Raw genomic sequence first — 19,105 nt, 5'->3', positions numbered from 1 at the left:
CCGGCTGCCGATCTGCGCGGCTTCTAAGCGCGTCGGATCACCAGTACGGCCACGTCGTCGAGGTGATCCACCGCGACCGCGGCGTCGAGGATTCGGTCTGCCGTGGCCTCGACGTCCAGGCGGTCGTGGAGGGCCTGGCCGGCCAGCGTTCCCGCTCGTTCCAGCCCGGCTTCCAGGGTCAGCCCCGGCCCTTCGACGACGCCGTCGGTGACCAGGACCAGCGCGGTGTTCTCTTCCAGCGTGAAGCTGTCCTCGGGGTAGTCGGTCCCGGGCACGACTCCCAGTACCGGCCCGCCGGAAAGTGTGCGGACGTCGTGGCTGCCGTCGTCGCGTGCCAGGAGCAGCGGCACGTGGCCTGCGCTGGTGCCGATGACCTGTCCGTCGCGCGGATCGATGCGCAGCATGGTGCAGCTTGCGAAGCGTGGTGCGTCCATGGTGACGAGCAGCTCGTTGGTGCGGGTCAGCACGGCTCCCGGCCCCGGTTCGTGGGTGGTGATCGCGCGGATGGACGAGCGCACCTGTCCCATGAAAGCTGCGGCGTCCACGTCGTGCCCTTGGGCGTCGCCGATCTCCAGTGCGACCGCGCCGTCGGGCAACAGGAACGCGTCGTACCAGTCTCCGCCGATGTCGAGCCCGTGCCGGCCGGCCTGGTAGCGGGCGGCGATCTTCAGGCCCGGGAGGTGCTCGGGCAGTGTGGGGAGCATGCTCTGTTGGACCGCTGTTGACAGTTCGATATGGGCCTGTTGCAACCTGATGCGCCTGAGTGCCTGGCCTGCCAGCTCGGCCAGAGTGGTCATGAAGGCGAGCTGCTCCGGGGACGGGAGACACTCGCTGTCGTACGTCACCGCCCAGGCCCCCAGCGGCCGGTCACCCACCGGGCTGAGGGGGGTGATCGACATGGCGAGGTCGGGACCGGGCCGCCGGAGGGGCAGGCTGTCTTCATGCGGCCAACGACGGGCAAGCTCCTCCTGGTTGGGGATGAACTGTGGCTGGCCGGTGCGGATCGCACTGGCCAGGGGGCGCTCCTCATCCAGCGACAGGCCGTGCAGGGCGTCGGCCTGCCACGGGGGGATCTGGGCATCCGAGGAAACCCGCAGGCGCCCGTCGTCGACGAGCGCGAAGAGGGCGCCGGTACCGCCGAAGGCCGCGGCCAGCCGGGTCAGGACGACCTGCTGCAGTTCCTGCTCGGTGGCGGCGGTGAAGAGGGCGGAGGAGAATGCGGCGATCTCCTCGGTGCGCTGCCGCTCAGCACTCACGGCGGCCAGCATCTCCTCTCGGTGCGCCTCCATCTGGGTGTCGTCGCGGATCACCCCGAAGACCCTTTCGGGACCCGCATACCCCAAGGTGACCCTGCGAGTCTGGCTGGCCAGTACGCGCCAGCCATCGTGCTCGGTAAGGAACCGCGACCTGATCCAGGGGGACTGGGCGGCGTCCGAGCGCACCAGCCGCCGCAAGCCCATGCGGTCATCAGGATGGGCTTGCCGGATCACCTCGGACAGGGACACGGACGCTTGCGGGAAAAGCGCGGCCAGAGCAGGTGCGCCGCCCATCCATTCCACCTGGTGCTCAGGGGGCGAACACATGCACAGGCCGAGACCGGCGGACCTGGCCGCAAGCTGGAACGGGATCAGCAAACCGCCCAGGTCGTGCTTCGCGTCCAACGAATGCACCCACACGAACTGCTCGCCGCCTGCGGGATCCCTCACTGGCCGCGCCTCGACAAGGCAGACCACAGATGCTGTGCCTGTCCCGGGGAACTCCAGCACACGCATCGCAAGCCTCTTCGTGGTGGCCCCGTGCGTCAGCAGGTTCTCAGCCGCGAGACGCTGATTGTCGGGCAAGAGATCGCTGAAGGCGCGACCTACGCACTGTTCCCACGGCCTGCCCAGCGCCGTGGCCATCGCGGCGTTGAGGCGGCGGATGGCGCCATCCAGGGTCAAGAGAGCCGACGGGGTCGGCCTCTCAAGAAGTTCGTCCGATGCGTCCATCTGCCGCTCCCCGGGAATCGTTGAGCGAGACAACATCAACCAGTGCGGCCTTACGGCGCGCGGCGCAATGCCCCGATCGCGAATCGTGCAGGCGGCTGCCGAACTTTTTCACGTCAAGGGCGTCAATGCCGTCACCCTCGATAACGTGAGGGCGGCCAGCCAGGACAGCGCTTACGGCTGTCCGCTCGGAGCGATTGCAGAGATTCGGCAGCCGTGAGCAGGGAAGCCCCCAGCAAGACGATGTCTTTCACCAGGAACTGACCGGCGAGAGAGAGCTTTGGCTCTCCGCGCCTCTCCTGCCATGCCTCGGGCGTTGTGGCCAGGAAACTGAGAGTCGTGGCAAATATCCCAGCAGCCCCCAGGCTTCCCAGCGCCGAGGCTCTCGGCGCGAATGGTCTCGCCGCGATCAGTGATCCCACAACCATCTCTGTTACACCGAAGACCCTGGCCAGTCTTTGTTCGCCGATTTCGGTGAGGAGTCGCGAGAATACAGGGCTTGCGGTGACCAAGGGCCGAATATTCTCGACCTCATAACTTTCGAACTTGAGCCGCCCAATCGACAGGAGATTGAGCGCCAGTCCATAGCGGATCGTTGAGAATCCTGTGCTTTGAAGGCCCTTGTCGACCGTGGAACGCATTCTCATACGGGTGTCCCTTCACGTGCGCATGGCAGAACTCCCTACATCTGTTCAGCGTACGCCAGGTCCCACCTACTGGCACGCCGGCCCCGGACCTTTTCCGCATTTTCTATTAAGAGGACGTTTTATCCGGTGGGGCGGTACCCTCGTGCGATGAGGAACCCCTGGACGGTATCAATAAACCTGGGGGAGGAGACGGAATTCTCGTCTCGCGTGACGGCGCGATTCCGCCGGAGAGAAACAGCAGCACGGTCCCCGACCACCTCCCACGCACCCGCAACACCTCGAGGTCGACCAGCGCCCCGCTGCCGCGGCGGACTGCCCACCGAGGCTTCTCTCGTCGAGGTGCCGTGTTGACCATGGAGACGGGATGGGCAGCGGAACGGTTCATCGTTCGGGCGTTGTTATGCGCGCCGGTCGCTGTCCGCGCCGTGTCGGGGCGGGGTGCCTGTCGATGTGTCAGCCTGCGGAGCCCCTGGTCCAGCCCGGCACGGGGCGTTCACCGGCTACGAAATCCATGGGTGAGCCGACGGCCGGAGCGGGTCTGGAATTACGTCCGAGTGTTGTCAAAAATCCTCGGCCTTGGCAGGCTGTGCGCATGCGAGTCGTCAGAACGCAGTACGCGCTCCGGCCGCGGCAGGGGTCGGCCGACAGACGCGACGCCGCACAGACGCAGGAAGCGGAACCGCGGCGCGGTCAGAGTCCGACCCCCGACCTGCGGTCTGCGTAGCCGGTCGTCAGGCGCTGGTCGCGCCGCACACGAGCGGCGACGCCGACGACGCGGACGGGTTTCTCAAGTCCGCGGGCAGCACGGGGTGCTCTTCAGGGTGCCTTCCGGACGGGACACATCGGCCGGCCGCACACGGCGAGGCCGAGGCCCCTCCTTCCGCGAACTCAGAACCCCGTTCGACGCCGGACCGGCGTCCGCGCGCCGCCGATGGCTGCTTCGGATCCGATGTTCACCGGATCCGCCCGTCATGAACAGGAGTTGTGCCATGGAGATCAACCAGGACACCAGGGGCCGGCCCGACCGGGGAGGGAACCTGGTCTCGCGACGATGGCTGCTGGGGGCCTCTGCCGGGGCCTTCCTGGCTGTCGGCTGCAAGGAGGAAAGCCAAGGCAGCGGGCCGGACTCGGAGAAGAAGACCGGGGCTGAGGATGCCCCGCAGAACCGCGCTGCCGTCGTCGGCCCGAGCGGTGTACTGGGGGCAAACTTCAATGAGGACCCGACCGGAGTGGACAAGGCCGCGCTGAACGCCCTCGGCGCCACCTGGGTGCGCGGCTTCGTACTGATGGACACCATCAAGGACGGCACGGACCCCTTGCGGCAGCAGGCGATCCGGAAGCTCCTCGAGTTGCGCGAACAGGGGTTCGGTACGATCCTGGCGCTGAAATTCCAGTTCAGCAAGAAAGGTCAGACGGTCCCTTCCCCGACGGGGGAAGAGATGAAGGCCGAACTGGCCGCGGTGGACGAGGTGTTGCGGGCCGTACTGGACAAGGTGGACATCCTCACGGTCGGCAACGAGCCCTTCCTCGAAACCCACGAGGAGGAGAGGCTGACGAAGCTGAACCCCTTTTACCAGGAGGTGGCCAAACACGTCATCGCCTATCGGAAGAAGCAATTCCCTGACGGCTGCCGGACGCATCTCTACATGGGAGCCCTCAACCACCTCGACGATCCCCAAATGATCTCGGACGCGACCAGGGACTGGATCGAGTTCGTCAACGACACTCCACAGCTCGACGGTCTGGATATCCATCCACATGTGACCTCGGCTCAAGCCGCCCAGAAGTACCTCGACTACGTACTTCCCAGGCTCGACGACGACAAGAAGTTCCTCGTCACCGAGTTCTCGCTGGTAAACCACTATGAGAAGCAGATGACCCAGGCCATTCCCGCGGACTTCGTCGATGCCTATGAGGAGGATCTGGACATCACCCGGGAGACGAAGGTGTGGCAGCTTCTCAAGCTCGCCAAGGAACAGCCCTTCACGCAGAAGCAGTGGAACGATTTCCTGCGGATGAGCTCGTGGTTCGAGAGTCACAAGCACTTCATGCGGGATGAGGTGCGTAAGTACCGGGAGACGGACCAGTTGGCGGTGGCCACGTACGGTGTGATGCAGGGGAAGGCGATGGTGACGGGCATCGACGAGGACAAGAAGCCCTGGATGCTGAACACCCTGTACGTCCCCTTCACCGTTCAGCACGAGGGTGGCGAACTCCCACACAACTACACCGTCTTCGACGACTTCACGTCTCTGCAGCGCGAACAGGACCGCCTCCCGGTGCATCCGACGAAGGCACGCGTGTAGGCCGGGCAGCAGGTTCGTCAGCACCGGACCCGGCGGGCGGTGAGAGGTTCCTGCCTCCACGGCGACGGTCCCGCCCTCCCGGACGCGCTTCCGGCGGGGGCCGAGGGGCGCGTGATGGACCGCACGCGCGATGTCCTCGGGGGCGGGGGTGTGACGTTCGAGCGGTACTACCCGTCGATGCCGCTGTGCTAGCAGCGCATTGAGCTCGGCAGCCATCCGCTCCACTGCGACCGCATCAACGGAAGAGCCGCGAGGCGGGGGCCAGGAGGGCCCCGACGGCCACCATCCCCGCGAGCAGCGGCACCGGCAGGTGGGCGCCTGGCGTGTACTTCAGGAGAGTCGTCGGAGTCTGCGCGTTTCTGGTCTCGTGCGGCGGCGTAACCGGCGCTGAGGATGAGGTGGCATACGAGTACGGCCACCGCTGTGACTGCGGCTCCCTTGAGAGGCTGTACCGCTCGGGACATGTTTGCGGCTACGAGCTGTGGGGCGGCAGAGAGTTGCGGAGCGTCACTGCCCGCAAAAGGATCTCCCTCGCCTTATCGGGCCTCCCGAGCTCGTGCAGCACCAGGCCCACCTTGTTCAACGCCGAAACCAGGAGTTCTCCATACGAGGCGTCGGTGGCGGCGAGGGCCTTGTAGTAGCCGGCGGCTTCCTCGAACGGGACGAGGGCATCCTGTCCGCGGCCCAGTTGGTACAGGGCGGACCCGAGATTGTTCAAGGTGAGGGCCAGTTGTGGCACGAAGAATACGTTGTTCCGGGAGAGCTCCCGGAAGACGGCACATGACTCCCGGAGCGATGTGATGGCATCGTCCGGTCGCCCGCTGTTGCGGAGCTGATGTCGTCCGAGGTTGTGCAGGGCTACGGCGAGTGGGGGCAGATACCGGTCCGGCTCCTTCTCCGCCAACGGGCGGTGCACGAGGATCGCGGTTTCCAGGGTGCGACGGATCGCCAATTCCTCGGTCTGTGCTCCGTCCGGCCGTTGGAGTTCCCTCGAAGGTGAGTACACACGTCGACGGCGTGGCGATGGCGGCGGTGGGGTTCGCCGTCGCATCGTCGCAGCCTCTGCGGCGACGTCTCGTGCTTCGTGTGACTTGCCCAGTTCGTGAAGTACACCGGCCAGCTCGTCAAGGATGCCGGCAAGGCGTTCCGGCAATTGCGGAGTCAGCTGTTGGTCCGCCAAGTCCCGTATGGCCGTGCGGGCGTTCAAAAGGTCGCTCTCCGCCTCGTCCAGCCGGCCCAGCCGTCGCAGGAGGTGTCCTCTCAGGCCCAGGTCGAGGGCGATGGCGCCGAAGGAGTCCAGCTCCGGTACGGCGTTCGCCAAGGCCCAGCGGAACGAGAAGGCCTGCCCTGCGGCATCGGCGGCTTCGTCCGTGCGCCCGCACTCGTCAAGCCGGAGCGCGAGCAAATGCAGCGAGTTCGCCAGCGCTTCCGCGTTGGTCGAGTCGGCGTCCCATTCCTTCCGGCGGATCGCGACCGCCTCCTCGGTGACGACGAGCGCTTCGTCCGTCCGCCCCGTCAAGGCGAGTTGCCGTCCGGTCCATTCCAGTGCGTCGGCCAGATCGGGAAGAAGACCCGGTTGGACCTCAACCAACTTACGCAGGAAACCAGTTGCCGTGATGAATGAATTGAGAGCTTGATCCGACAGGCCCATCTCAGCTGTACAGATGCCGAAATCAATGATTGAGCGCACGTTGTCGGCGAAGTGGGTTGGAAAGTCGGCTTTGATGAGCTCCCTGCGCATCTCCATCGCATCGAAGGTCGGACGCGCTGACTCCTGGATCCGGCCAAGTGAACGCAGCCGCCTTCCCAGCGCGTTCAGTGCCGAAGCGAGCTGCGGCAGCACGGAGTCATGCGAAGTCTCCCGGAGAAACAGATAGATGGAGACGGCCTCATCGATGAATTCCAGTGCCGTCTCACCCTGTCCCAGGGCATGGGCATTGTCGCTGGCGGTCGAGAGGCATTCCGCGAGGAGGAGCAGTTCGCTGTCCGAGCCGTCGTCGACAAGTGCCCGAGCGACCTGGGCGGCCTCGGCGGACAGGGCATATGCCTTGAAGCGCAGGCTCCCGGTGTCCATCAGCGCTCGGCTCAGTCGGATCAGGGCTTTGGCCTGGAGGGGAAGCACGGAAGGGTCGGCCTCCGCCATGCTCTGCCTCCCGAGGTCCACCGCGTCTCCCAGGGGCTGGATCGCGTCGAACGGGCGCCCGGCGTGCAGCATCCGCAGCCCCAGCCTGTTCAGCAGCCGCATCCGCTCGTCCGGGACGGTCGTGGCCTCCAGCCGCCGTGGGGTGACCCGCTCACACGTGGCCACGGCTCCGGTGGCCAGGTCGAACCGCGCCAGCTCTCCGCTGAGATCCTCGATCGTGTCGTCGACCATGGTCAGCATGTCCAGGTCCACGTCTTCCATGGAGGCCAGTTGCAGAAGAGCGGTGCTGCCCGCATGAGTGGCGACTTCAGGGTGCGCTCCGAGCATCGGATAGAGGTACCCGGTGCCGACATGCGGCCATCGGGTGGCCGCGGCGGCGAGGAAGGTGACCGCACGCGTGATCCAGTTCCGCGGAAAGGCGTCGGAGAGGGGCTGCAGGAAGGTGGTGCAGATGGCGCCGGCCAAGCGGTCGGTGGGGTAGGCGGTGACGGGGCTGCCTGGGAGGGTGAGTGCCAGGAAGTCCTCGGCGAGGCGGTCCGGAAGCAGAGGCTGGAGCACCCCCTCCGGGAACAGCTCCGTGGGCGGGTAGCAGACGGAGTGGTCGGCGAGTAGTACCTCGGGCGGGATCTCGTCGATCACCACCCCGATCAGTTGCTCCGCATAGCTTCGATGGCTGAGGCCGATGAGGCTGGCCAGAAACACCATGCGTGCCATCACCGCCGGAGGAGTGCGGTAGCCGGACCCCGCCCCGGAAGTCTCGTAGAGCTGCTCCCAGTTCTCGTGCTCGCGGTCGAGCAGGTAGGCGGTGAGCCCAGTCATTCCGGCCGGGGCTCGCCGGCCGTGGGCCGCCGTGTCCACGGCCACGAGGGCGGCCATCAGCACCGCCAGGGTCAGCCCGAATTCCGCATCGTTCAGTGCGTCCGGGGGACTGATCCTTTCCGGTCGTGTGATCTGCCGGTAGTGCCGGGCGAAGCTGTCACGTGCGACGCCGAACAGACGCTCTCGCTGTTCTCCGGCCTCGGGAATCGGGGCCAGGTACTGGTCGGAGGGGTCGGCGTTCACCCTCAGCCGGTTCAGCCTCCCGCGGACCGCCGGCCACTGGTCGACCGACCGGGCCAGGAGCAGGACACGGGCAGGAACGTCCTTCTGCAGCAGCCGGTTGTGGAACAGCCAGCTCAGATGGGAGACGGGCCAGCGGTCCGCGTAGTCGACGAGAACGAGCACCCCCGCATGTCCGTCCAGACGCAGGTCCTGCTTGAGCTCCGCAGGGGGGTGGGTGTCGGTGCCGTGGACCGCGTCCACGACCTTCCAGCCCCTGGCGTCGGCATCGGAGGCCAGTTGGAGGGCGAGCCGGGTCTTGCCCTGTCCGCCCTCGCCGTGCAGCCAGCGGACGGCGAGGCGCTGCCCGGTGTCACGCCACGTGGTCAGCGCCCGTAACTCTTCGTCGCGTCCCGTGAAGTCGACCACCGCGGAGCGTGAGTCGAGCATCCGGGAGGGCTGGGCCCGCAGCCACTCGCTGTCCAGAGCGGTGACCGGCTGATGCTCGAAGAGGCGGTACACAGGCGTACCGTCACCGAAGACATGGATGTCGGCGCCGATTGTGCCGTAGGCGTATCCGGACTCGACCCTGATCTCCTGCAGAGCGTCCCACCCCGCGTCATCCGCACCCGGTCTCACTGCCGTCGGTCCTCACCGGTGGGAGGGTCCGATGGCATTCCCTGGTGGTAGTGAATGACGTTTCCGCCCATCGCCCCGTACACCGTTCCGTGATCACGGGCGATGTTGGTCATCACCCAGTTCCTCCCGCCCTTGGGGAGCTCGCTCTGTATCTCCTCAACGAGGCGACGGAGCTCCGATTCGGCGTCAGGATGTTCGGTCAGCAGCTGGACCAGCTCCAACTGCCACTGGCCTACGATCAGTTGCCTGGCCTGATCCGGATCGCCCGCCCGCTCGATCAGCGTCGCGTGGTGGTCCAACCGCCCTTCCAGAGACGCCCGCTGTGCGTCTCCCTCTCGCCGGAACAGGCGGATGATCCCATTGCGGCCCGTCTGCCACGCATCCGAGGCCATGGCTGACACGAGTGCCCCGGCCCCCGTACCCGCCAGGGCCGTGATCGCTTCCGGCACCATCGAGTCCCCCTCTCAACTAGCCATGTATTCACGGTACTGGCTCGTCGCGCTGACAAGGAGGACACACTCCGGCCGTTGATGCGGGGGCTTTGTTCACGAGTCGTGGTTCTGGCTCGACTTCCGTGAAGCGCACACGCCGACGCCGCCAGGCCGGAGGACCTCTGCCACGGTCAGTGGCAGGGCCACCCCTCCGGCCTCGACGAGTACAAGCCCTCCCTCGACGACCGCTGGAACCAGGGTTGCACCACACCGAGGTCGGACAGCTTCGTCTGAAGGCCGTCCTGGTCCACTGCCCACGACCTGCCGGGCCCGCACACTCCAAGGGCAGCAGCCGGGCCGGGCCGCGGCCGGGCGGCTGGGTGGTAAGAATAGGTACGTGTCGAAAGAGGCCCAGGTCAGCGCTCCGCGCACGCGCAACCGCTGGGGGGAGGGCGAGCGGCTGCGCGGGGAGATCCTCGCCGCGGCCAGCCGGTTGCTGTCCGAGCTCGACGGGGAGGACGGACTGACCATCCGCGGCGTCGCCCGCACCGCCGGTATCGCGCCGGCCAGCATTTACCAGCATTTCACCGATCGTGCCGCGCTCGTAGCGGGCCTCACCGACCATGAGTTCGCCCGGCTGCACACCGCGATGGAGGCGGCCGAGGGTCGCGTGGACTCCGGCGACGTGGTGGGCCGGGTGCGGGCGATGCTCCACGCCTCCTGCCGGTTCGCGATGGACAACCCAGGGCACTACCGGCTGATGACGGCCAACGGGCCTCCCCGGACCGCGCCCGGCGTCCGTCAGGCCGGGCCACTGGTCGACGTGATCGACCTGCTCGTCGCCGGCTTCGCGCGCTGCGCCGCGGCGGGGGTCGCGCTCCGGGTGCCCGCAGAGCGAGCTGCGGTGATCGCGTTCGTCGGCGCGCACGGTCGCGTCGCCCTCTTCCAGAACTCCGCCAAGCACACCGACGCGGACTCCGTGATGTCGTTCGTCGACGAGTTCGTGTCGCTCGTTTTTGCCTGAACGCCGCGTTTTCCCCCACTTCATCCCAGCTGTTCTCCTCTGCGGTGGCGATCTTGACCATGAGGGTGGACGTGCGCCCTCAAGATTCCTAACATCTGTTCAGTAAGTCTGTGAACGATCGTTTGGTAACTTTCTGTAGGGGGACCACGATGTCGAAGGTCGTGTCCGACGTGCCCCGGTACCCGACGGCGCGGGGCCGTTGCCCGTTCGACCCGCCGCCCGAACTCGATCGCAGGCTGCGGATCCCGACGCTGCGGCTCGCGGTGCCGCTGGACGAGATCAAGTTCAAGCAGGACATGGTCGTCTACGGGGTGCACGAACTCCCCGTGACGTGGTGAACCCGGAAAGGATCGACATGTTTCATCTTGATCACCTCTGCCTGGGCGTCCGCGAGTTGGGCGACGGCGTCCGCCGGGTGCAGGAGGAGACAGGACTCGCCCACTACGACGGTGGCGTCCTCGCCGCCGCCATCGCGAACACGATCTTCCCGCTCGGCGGGGACGTCTACCTGGAAGTCGAGGCGGTTACGGCCCCCGCAGCCGTGCGGGATGCGGGGGCCGCCTGGTTCGACCGGGCGGTCGCGGACGGCGACCGGTGGATGTTCTGGAGCCTGCGCGCCGACACCCTCGAGGAGCTGGCCGCGGTCGCGCAGCGGCTCGGCGGCGAAGTGGCGCGGCTTCCGGGGCGCGTCCAGCCCGACGGCACCCAGCGCATCATCACCACCGCGCCCGGCCCCGGCCGCGCGCTCGGCACGTGCTGGCGCCGGGGCCTGCCGAACTGGTTCTACCGGGAAGACCCGGCCACCAACCCGGACCGTGGGGCGGCGGAGCGCGGTGATCGCGGGGTGGCCGTGACCCGGCTGGAGATCGGCGCCGACGCCGGGGAACTGCGGGAGCACATCGGCGCCGAGACCTTCGAGCGGCTGCCGCTGGTGGTCGTGCCCGGCCGGCCGGGCGTGCGCGCGGTCACGGTGCGCACGGCGTCCGGGCGCGAGGTCACGCTGCGCAGGGACCCGGCCGACCTGTAGAGCCGTCGGGGACTACCTCACCGAGGGCTTCTGGCGCTCCAGCGACCCCAACGGCGCGCCCGTCGAGCGGGAAACCGACACCGGATGCCCCGAACTCGGCCGGACCGCCGAGCCCGTTCGGGCCTTCGCCGAGCCGATGAACAACCGGCAGGGCCGCCACCTCGGCGTCTGGATTGCGCGCGTGCAGGACGACGATCTGCGGCTCGCCCCGCATACCTTCACCACCGGCCTGGGGTGGGCCGTCCGCTCAGGTTGCCCAGTACCCCGACGCAGACCTGCGGGGCCTCCAGTCCGGTCGCCGGACGCCTGGCTGTGCGTGCCCGGGTCCGCCCACCAGGGGGCGGCGGGCTGTCATCTATATACGGTTCCATCAGCCCCGCCAGAAGTCGGCGAACTCACGTCGGTCACTGGGCTGTACGTGTCCCTCACTGGAACTCAGGAGGGCAGGTGGTGTGAGCTGCTTCCAGGAGGGTGCGGGTGATCCGGTCACGCATCGGTCGTAGCTCCTGGCCCTGGTAGGTGTCGGGAATCTGGCCATTGCGCCGGGGGACGAGCAGCAGGAGGTGGTCCCCGGTGGCGTATGCCTCGGCGGGGTCCGCGACGGCGGGGTCGGCGAGGTCGAAGCGTGTCGTGGCAGGGCCTGTGCTGGGCTTGAACCACCGGTCCACGGATACGGTCACGTGTACCCGGCCTTGGCTGGCCGGGCGTACCGCGGTCAGGTCGCCCTCTACTACGGCGGTCGCGCAGGCGAGCGCTTCTGGGAAGGTCTGTCCTCGGCCCGTGGTGTCGAGATCGGCTCCGGAGCCGTCGCCGGCGGTGACCGTCACTGTCACGACGATGGCGGCGACGCAGGCGGCTGCCGCTATGGCGAGTGCCGCGCGGACACGTCGCTGTTTGCGCCGGGGGCGGGTCGCCGCCGTGCGGGTGCCGACTGACGCCGCGCGGTCCGCAGGCGCCGTCGCCGGGCTCGCGCGCCCGGCCTCTTCCCCGATCAGCGCGAACGCCCGTCGCAGCCGGGTCTCCTCAGTCTCGGTCGGTTCGGTCACCGTGGATCACCTCCGTCTCGCGCAGCCGGGTGCGCAGTGCGGCCACGGCCGTGTGCAGGCGGCTTTTGACCGTGCCTTCGGGGACGCTGAGCAGCGTCGCGATGTCACGTACCGAAAGATCGGCGTAGTAGCGCAATGTCAGTATCTGACGCTGGTGAGGGGGCAGGGAGCCGAGTCCGTCCGCCACCGCGAGGGCCGTTGTGCGGTCGTCTTCGGTGTGCTCCGCGACGGGCTGCTGCGCCCAGCGGGCGGCGAGCCGGGCACGCAGCCCGTCGTCGCGCGCACCGGCCCGGTGCCAGTCCGCGGCGACGCGAGCCGCGACGACGCTGCTCCACGCGGAGGTGTCGCGAACCGTCGCGCGGGCCGGATCGGCGCGTTGTTCCAGCAGCTTCAGCCGTACCTCCTGCACCCCGTCATCGAGGTCGCCCCACGGCACGCCACCCAAGGCCAGGATCGCGCGCACGCGTGAGACGTCCACGTCGGTCCTGTCGGTCCTGTCGGGCGTAAGGGCGGGGGGCGTGTGTCTGTCGGGCTCGCGGGGGGCAGCGGCGTCCACGCGGCGCCCGATACGGCGTAGCGTGCGGCGGCGTCCGGCCATGGATTCCCTCCCTGTCCCTCCTAGGACGGAGGAGCTCCGGGAAACGTTCGGCGATGCCGGGCGATGAGCGGCCTTCCAGGAGAGCACGACCCATTTCGGGAATCCGGGGCCGAACGTCTCCGGCTCATGCGGGTGAGCGGAGGGGTAGGTCCACTTCCAGGCGGGTACGGCAAGTAGCAGCTCTCCCTGAGTGGTTGCCGCCACGGTTGGGTGGACGAGTCGGCCGCGCGGGTCGGCCGGTTCTGGGCCGCTCTTCCGGATCTTGTGGATACGATTTCGGGAAGGCCGAGTTGGGGGAGTACTGGATGGAACCGTTGACGGGCATGGTGCTCTCAACCGTCGGTACGGTCGCTTCGGGCGCGCTGTCCGGGGCCGGCGGCGAGATGGGCAGACGGACCTCCGAAAGGCTCTACGGACTGCTGAGGCGAGCGCGTGCCGAGGACGCGAGGCCCGCCGCCGGCCCGGACGGGGGCGACCGGCAGCACCTCACCTTGCCCATGAGCGAGTCCGAGCAGACTGCGGCCGCGCATCGCCTTCTGGACGTCGCCCGCAGGTCACCCGAGTTCGCCCGTGAGGTAATGGAGTGGGTGCGGGAGGCATCGTGGTTGGCCCCCCGCGCCGTGCCTGCCGTGGCGGACGACGCCTCCCGCCCGCAGATGCTGCCACCGGCGACTGCGGCGTTCACGGACCGGGAGGACGTGATCGCCGAGATCACGGCCCTGCTGGACGACGCGGGTCGCTCGCCGGGTGCTCCCACGGTGGTCGCCCTTACCGGGCCCGGCGGTATGGGTAAGACCGCCGCCGCCGTCCGGTGCGCCTACGAGCTGCGCGATCGATTCCCCGATGGGGTCCTCTTCGTCGACCTGGCCGGTGCGTCCGCCGGCACGGCGCTGTCGCCTTCCGACGTGCTGGCCCGGTTCCTGGAGCGGCTCGGGGTGCCACCGGCCATGGTGCCCGGCGATGAAGCGCGCCAACGGGACCTGTATCGCGACTGCACGGCCGACCGGCGCCTGCTCATCGTGCTGGACAATGTCCATGACGACGCACAGGCCATCGCGCTGCTGCCCGCCTCTCCGGAATGCCTCGTGATCGTGACCAGCCGGCACCGGCCGGGCCGCCTGGTGGCCGACCATGGGGCTCACCCGCTCACCCTGCGGCCGCTGTCCACCGCCGATTCCGTCCGTTTGCTGCGGCGCCTTGCCGGACGGTCGGCGGCCGCCGAGGTGGTGGTGCAGACGGTGGCGGAGGCCACCGGCGGGGTCCCGCTCGCGCTGTGCACCACGGGCGCCAGTCTCGCCGTACGCGAACACCTGACCTGGGAACGCGCGGCGCGGCAACTATCCGACCGGATCCACGGTCCTGGCCAGGGATACGACGCCATGCATGACGCGGAGCACCACGCCTCGGGCGGACCGGTCGACCCTGTCCGCATGGTGCAGGAGGTCACGTACGGTGAACTGACGCCCGAGTGCGCCGCGTTCTACCGTGCGATCGCTGTGTGGGCCTGGCCGACCGTGACCGTCCTGTGCGCCGCGCACTGTGCCGAAGTCTCGGAGGACCGGGCGCGCGAGATGCTGGAGGAGCTCGCCCGTATCCACCTGCTGGAAGAGGTCGGTGAGGAACGCTACCGCTTCCATGACCTGACCCGGGCCCACGCGCGTGAACGGGCGATCGAGGAGGACGGGCACGGCCGCATGGCCGCCGCGGTGCGACGGACGACGGTCGCGCACCTGCGGTTCGCGGCGGCGGCCGACTTCCGGGTGATGCCGCTGCGTTGGCGGCTCGGCCCTGCCTATCAGGGGTTCAGTCTGCCGGAAGGACGCGATCCGGCGGACGGCAAACACGCGCTGGCGAGCCTGCGCCGCGAGCGTGAGAATCTCGCTGCCGTCATCCAAGCCGCTGCGCACCATGGCTTCGATGACCTCGTCTGGCAACTGTGCGAGGCGATGTGGGGGCTGCATCTGTTCCTTGGATTCCACGCGCAGTGGATCGACACGCACCTGCTCGGGGTCGATGCGGCCCGGCGTAGCGCGGCGGACTTCGGCGACCGGCGCGCCCCGGGCCGGATGCTGACGCAACTCGCCTTCGGCTACCTGGGCCTCGGCCGGGGCGACGATGCCGCGACGGCTCTCGCAGAGGCTGCGGCCGCGGACCGCGACTGCGGACACCACCGCGGACAGGCGACCGCCGTCGAGGCGCTGGGGCTCCTCCACCGCAAGCAGTGGGAGTACGCGGAGGCCCAGGAGCGCTTCGAGGAGGCACAGCGGATCCTCGGGCGCATCCCGGAGGGCGGCGACGGCCGGCAGGACGTGCCCCGCGCCACGGCCATCCTCGAACACCACATAGGCCGCACTCAGGCCCTGCAGCGAGACTTCGCCCCCGCCTTCGCCCGGCTGAACGACGCGCTGGCCCTGTTCCGCCGACTGCCCGGCGGCGACCCGTACAACGAGGGCCGCGTCTATATGAGTCTGGGCGAGGCGCATATGGACGCGGGAGACACGGATCGCGCGCTCGTCTGCCTGGACCAGGCCGTCAAGGCCATGGAAACGGCGGGGGCGGGGCTGCAACTCGCCGATGCCACCGAACTGAGGGCCCGCTGCCATCGCCTCGCCGGCCGTCCGGGCCAGGAGGCGGAGGAATTGCGCACCGCTGCCGCGTACTACGAGGACAATGGCGACCGGGCCGGTCAGGACAGGGTCCGGGCGCGCCTGGGCGAACTCGAGGCATGACGGTCCCGGAGCACGGCGAGGGGACGGGTCACGCCGAAGGCGTCTTGACGCGTTCGATGGTGACCCGGTGTGCCGTGGAGCCGGTGCGTACGGTGATCTCAGGGGCGGCCTGCTCCAGCGTCCGCCCGCTCACGATCCAGGCGTAGAGAGCCGAGGCGTAGGCGGCAGGATCGCACAGGTCGGGTCGTCCGTCCGGACCTGTGGCGGCGGACAGGCGCACCAGCTCCCCGGCGCGGGTGCCTACGACGCAGCGGTCCGGGCCGTCGATGTAGGCGGCGAGCCCGCAGTGCGGATACCACGCGAGCGCTTCCGACGTCCAAGCGCCGGCTGGTCCGAGCCGAAGGTCGTCGTCGGCCGCGCGCCGGACGACGATGTCCGCGATCCGCAGCCGCCCGCTCTCCCGTGTCTCCTCGTCGACCACCGTGTGGACGCTGTCGACCTCGTGTGTCAGGTTCTCGTACGGGTCGGGCTCGTCGCCGGGCACGCAGCGGCGCACCACCCCGACTTCCGGGGGATCGGCCCTGACCATCTGCGCGAGTACGCGGACCGGCACGGTACGGCGGGCCGGCAGATAGGGCGGTAGGGGTAGTGGGTCGAGCAGGGCAGAGCGGCCTTCGGGCTCCGAGATGCCCATGAGGTCGTAGAACAGGCGCCGAAGGAGCGAGGCCGACTCTCCCGGCGACGAACTGGCCTGCTCCGCCAGCTCCTTGTACCGATTCTGCTCGTGGCACTCGATGGCCCGGTCGATCTGTGCGCGCAGGCTTTCGCCGCGTACCAGGAGAGGGGCGGTCCGCCCGAGGGCGGCGACAGGGGAGAGCGGGTCCAGATCCTTCTGGGGAAACGCACCGAGGAGGACGGGCCTGTCGATGGACGCCGCGTAGTAGGCGACGCTGGAATGATCGCCCAGGACACAGTCGGCCGCGATCAGCGCCTGTCTCCATCCTTCGAGTGGCGGGATCGCCTCCAGACCGGCCCGGCGGGCGGTGTCCAGCCAGGCGCGGACCTGTCCGGGGCCATGGCCGTGCCAGATGTTCGGATGCAGGACGGCGGCGCTCCGGTACTCGTCGGCCGGCAGTTCCGTGGCCAGGCGGGACAACAGCCAAGGCAGCACATCGTCCGTATCTGCCCCGCCGGCCACCGCCCGTCCGGTTCCTCCGGCCTCGGCACCGCCGCCGCCACCGAACAGCGAACGCGTCGCCCAAGTCGAGCTGACGACGATCAGCCGCTGCCCCGGGCCCACACCCAGGGCCCGGCGGAAGCGGTCACGCTGAGGAAGAGCGGCGAGGATGCGGTCGAAGCACGGATCCCCCGCGAGCACGGCGGTGGGAACAACCTCCGGGCACGAGGAACGCAGCCGCTCCAACTGCTCGGGGTGCGACAGGACCGTGGCAGTGGCGAGTGGGCTCCCATCCTCCAGCAGCCACTCCGGCGACAGGCCGAAGACCGGCGCTCGGCGCTCGGCGCTCGGCGCTCGGCGCTCGGCGCTCGGCGCTCGGCGCTCGGCGCGGCCAGCCTCTTATTGTAGCCGATTCCGTGTGACAATACGGCCAATTTCGCCCGTATTTGCCCCAGTTCGCCGCCATAGCTGGCGGCCAACGCCAAGTCGAACGTCGTGTCCTTGGCCTGTGTCCAGGGGAGTATCGGCAGCCCCGCCCCCGCCAAGAGCTCGGGCACCCCGGCCAGAAACGGGGAAGACCCGGTGCATGTGGCGAACAGCTGCACACGAATGTCATCGTGGAACAGGGGAAGTACATCCAACAGGCGTGTCGCAGACGTCACGTTGTGTACGACGAGCAAGACCCGTCGGCAGCCCGCACGGGTGACCCACCGTCCGGCGTCCTCGCCGACTGGTACCCGCACGCGTGCTACCGCCCCACCTGTCACCACCGTTGGCCCATTTCCCCTTGGCTGGATCAATCCGCCTCACCTGGCGTTTGGCCAGATGTTATCTAGATCCCACAGGGCTCGAACACTGCGCCATAGGTCGTGTCCGCAATGTCGGAGGAGCCAACGTCGTGGGCGAGGACAGCGAGGGCACTCCTCGCGCTCGAGCCGGTGCGGCCCCCGCGGCGGGCGGCCGACCGCAATGTCCGTCACGAGCCTTGCGTCTCTTCCGTTCGGGGCAGTACGCTCCCCGTAGAATTGAAGTTAGTTCAAACCCTGTCTTTCATGCGCGATCCGGCGCGCGGGTCCAACGGCATGATCGCCTTCCGGGCCGTGCCGGACGACTGCGACCGGTGGGCGGCGTACGGCTGTCCGGGCCGGTCGTACCACCGCACCTCCGGAAGGATCACCCCCGTGCCCGCGGGCCGTGTAGACACGCCTTGCCGTTGCGTTGGTCAAGCTAAACTGATATTGGTTCAGTATGGTCCTCGCCGCCGATGCACGACCCCTCGCTTCCGGCGTGCTGATCCACTCCGGAGAGCACGCCATGTACCTCGATCGGATCAAGGTGGTACCGGCATGATGCGGACTGGACGGGAGATCCGGGTCAGGACGTACCCGGTCGGCAGCGTCAGCCCGGACGACTTCGAGGTGGTCGAGGTCCCTGTGCCCCGCCCCGGGCCGGGGCAGGTGCTCGTACGCAACACGTGGACATCGGTGGACCCCGGCCTTCGGCTGCGGCTACGTCCCGACGCGCCCTCCGGCTATTTCGCCGCCTTCGCTCTCGGCCGCGCCATGGACGGCATCATGACAGTGGGGGAGGTGGTGGAGTCCCGGGCCGAGGGCTTCGCCCCGGGTGACGTGGTGTGGCACGCCCAGGGCTGGCGCGAGTACGCCGTCGTGGAGGCGGGTGCCGAGCAGCTCGGCGGACTCGGCACCCTGACACGCCTGGACGTGGATGAATGCGAGCCGCAGTGGTATCTCGGCCCGCTGGGCGGTATGGGTTTGACGGCCTACGCCGGTCTGCACGTCGTTGACGCGCTACGAGGTGGGGAAACGGTCTGGGTCTCGGCTGCTGCGGGGGCGGTGGGCAGCTTGGCCGTGCAGATCGCACGGCTCATGGGCAACCGGGTAGTGGCCAGCGCGGGCACCGACGACAAGGTCGACTGGCTGCGCGACCGCTTGGGCGCCGACGCCTTCAACTACCGGGCGGGGAACATCGGGGCAAGGCTGGGCGATATCGCGCCCGACGGAATCGACGTCTATTTCGACTCCGTCGGGGGGACCCACCTCGAGGCCGCCCTGTCACATCTGAGGAGGGGCGGGCGCGTAGCGATGTGCGGCTCGATCTCGGAGTACGAGTCCGGCTCGGCCGGGCCGCGGAACCTCTTCCTCGCGGTGTCCAAGGACCTGACCCTTCGTGGGTTCCGCGGGAGCAGCAACCTGCGTCTCATGGGGCAGATGCGACGCCAGATGACCGGGTGGCTTCGCAGCGGCGAGCTGGATTGTCGCGAGACCGTTTTCACGGGTCTGGAGTCGGCTCCGCATGCGCTGACGGAGATGATCGCCGGCCGAACGGCTGGAAAGACGCTCGTCAGCCTCGGCTGA

Annotated in this window: 13 protein-coding genes; 6 read left to right on the top strand and 7 right to left on the bottom strand. The window is 68.5% G+C overall.

Annotated features, from left to right (window positions below; all coding sequences use genetic code 11):
- Positions 1-23 precede the first annotated feature (23 nt).
- Both J2Z30_RS35435 and J2Z30_RS35430 read right to left on the bottom strand, forming a co-directional pair.
- A complete protein-coding gene (locus J2Z30_RS35435) occupies positions 24-1,988 on the bottom strand; it encodes a SpoIIE family protein phosphatase (RefSeq protein WP_063790995.1) in 1,965 nt (654 codons plus the stop codon).
- A 131-nt stretch (positions 1,989-2,119) separates the two neighbouring features.
- Positions 2,120-2,632: a YkgB family protein gene (locus J2Z30_RS35430; protein WP_078957016.1), complete on the bottom strand. Its 513-nt coding sequence runs from the start codon at positions 2,630-2,632 to the stop codon at positions 2,120-2,122.
- Between the two features lie 989 nt (positions 2,633-3,621).
- Between J2Z30_RS35430 and J2Z30_RS35425 the strand changes: the two genes are divergently transcribed.
- A complete protein-coding gene (locus J2Z30_RS35425; RefSeq protein ID WP_078957017.1) occupies positions 3,622-4,938 on the top strand; it encodes a hypothetical protein in 1,317 nt (438 codons plus the stop codon).
- Between the two features lie 472 nt (positions 4,939-5,410).
- On the opposite strand, the gene J2Z30_RS51460 is transcribed toward J2Z30_RS35425, so the two are convergent.
- Together J2Z30_RS51460 and J2Z30_RS35415 are read right to left on the bottom strand one after the other, a co-directional pair.
- Complete coding sequence (locus J2Z30_RS51460; protein WP_209468973.1) at positions 5,411-8,383, bottom strand: tetratricopeptide repeat protein; 2,973 nt, start codon at positions 8,381-8,383, stop codon at positions 5,411-5,413.
- A gap of 371 nt (positions 8,384-8,754) precedes the next feature.
- Entirely contained in the window at positions 8,755-9,210 is a 456-nt protein-coding gene (locus J2Z30_RS35415; protein ID WP_044578090.1) for a hypothetical protein, read from the bottom strand.
- A 376-nt stretch (positions 9,211-9,586) separates the two neighbouring features.
- On the opposite strand from J2Z30_RS35415, the gene J2Z30_RS35410 reads away from it, so the two are divergent.
- The 3 genes from J2Z30_RS35410 to J2Z30_RS35400 all read left to right on the top strand — a co-directional run bounded on the left by J2Z30_RS35410 (position 9,587) and on the right by J2Z30_RS35400 (position 11,240).
- Positions 9,587-10,213 carry a TetR/AcrR family transcriptional regulator gene (locus J2Z30_RS35410; RefSeq protein WP_107073399.1) on the top strand — a complete coding sequence of 209 codons (627 nt, stop codon included), beginning with the start codon at positions 9,587-9,589 and terminating at the stop codon, positions 10,211-10,213.
- Between the two features lie 149 nt (positions 10,214-10,362).
- Complete coding sequence (locus J2Z30_RS35405; protein ID WP_044578093.1) at positions 10,363-10,551, top strand: hypothetical protein; 189 nt, start codon at positions 10,363-10,365, stop codon at positions 10,549-10,551.
- 17 nt (positions 10,552-10,568) lie between these two features.
- Positions 10,569-11,240 carry a VOC family protein gene (locus tag J2Z30_RS35400; RefSeq protein WP_044582190.1) on the top strand — a complete coding sequence of 224 codons (672 nt, stop codon included), beginning with the start codon at positions 10,569-10,571 and terminating at the stop codon, positions 11,238-11,240.
- Between the two features lie 425 nt (positions 11,241-11,665).
- Here the strand turns inward: J2Z30_RS35400 and J2Z30_RS35395 are convergent, their stop codons facing one another.
- Positions 11,666-12,286, bottom strand: a complete 621-nt coding sequence (locus J2Z30_RS35395) for a hypothetical protein (RefSeq protein ID WP_044578094.1) — start codon at positions 12,284-12,286, stop codon at positions 11,666-11,668.
- The gene (locus J2Z30_RS35390) at positions 12,264-12,884 is read right to left on the bottom strand and encodes an RNA polymerase sigma factor (protein WP_078957018.1); all 621 of its coding nucleotides are present in this window, start codon (positions 12,882-12,884) and stop codon (positions 12,264-12,266) included. Before J2Z30_RS35390 ends, J2Z30_RS35395 begins: the two co-directional genes overlap by 23 nt.
- A gap of 305 nt (positions 12,885-13,189) precedes the next feature.
- On the opposite strand from J2Z30_RS35390, the gene J2Z30_RS35385 reads away from it, so the two are divergent.
- Positions 13,190-15,613, top strand: coding sequence for a tetratricopeptide repeat protein (locus tag J2Z30_RS35385; RefSeq protein ID WP_044582191.1), 2,424 nt, complete (start codon positions 13,190-13,192; stop codon positions 15,611-15,613).
- Between the two features lie 28 nt (positions 15,614-15,641).
- Here the strand turns inward: J2Z30_RS35385 and J2Z30_RS35380 are convergent, their stop codons facing one another.
- Positions 15,642-16,976, bottom strand: coding sequence for a hypothetical protein (locus J2Z30_RS35380; protein WP_245388814.1), 1,335 nt, complete (start codon positions 16,974-16,976; stop codon positions 15,642-15,644).
- A gap of 1,100 nt (positions 16,977-18,076) precedes the next feature.
- Here J2Z30_RS35380 and J2Z30_RS35375 point away from each other — a divergent pair.
- Positions 18,077-19,105: an NADP-dependent oxidoreductase gene (locus J2Z30_RS35375; RefSeq protein WP_044578100.1), complete on the top strand. Its 1,029-nt coding sequence runs from the start codon at positions 18,077-18,079 to the stop codon at positions 19,103-19,105.

Source organism: Streptomyces iranensis (genome assembly GCF_017874715.1).
GTDB classification, from domain to species: Bacteria; Actinomycetota; Actinomycetes; order Streptomycetales; family Streptomycetaceae; genus Streptomyces; species Streptomyces iranensis.
The sequence above is the reverse complement of the archived record's forward strand: the minus strand, read 5'-3'. Positions and strand labels throughout refer to the sequence as shown.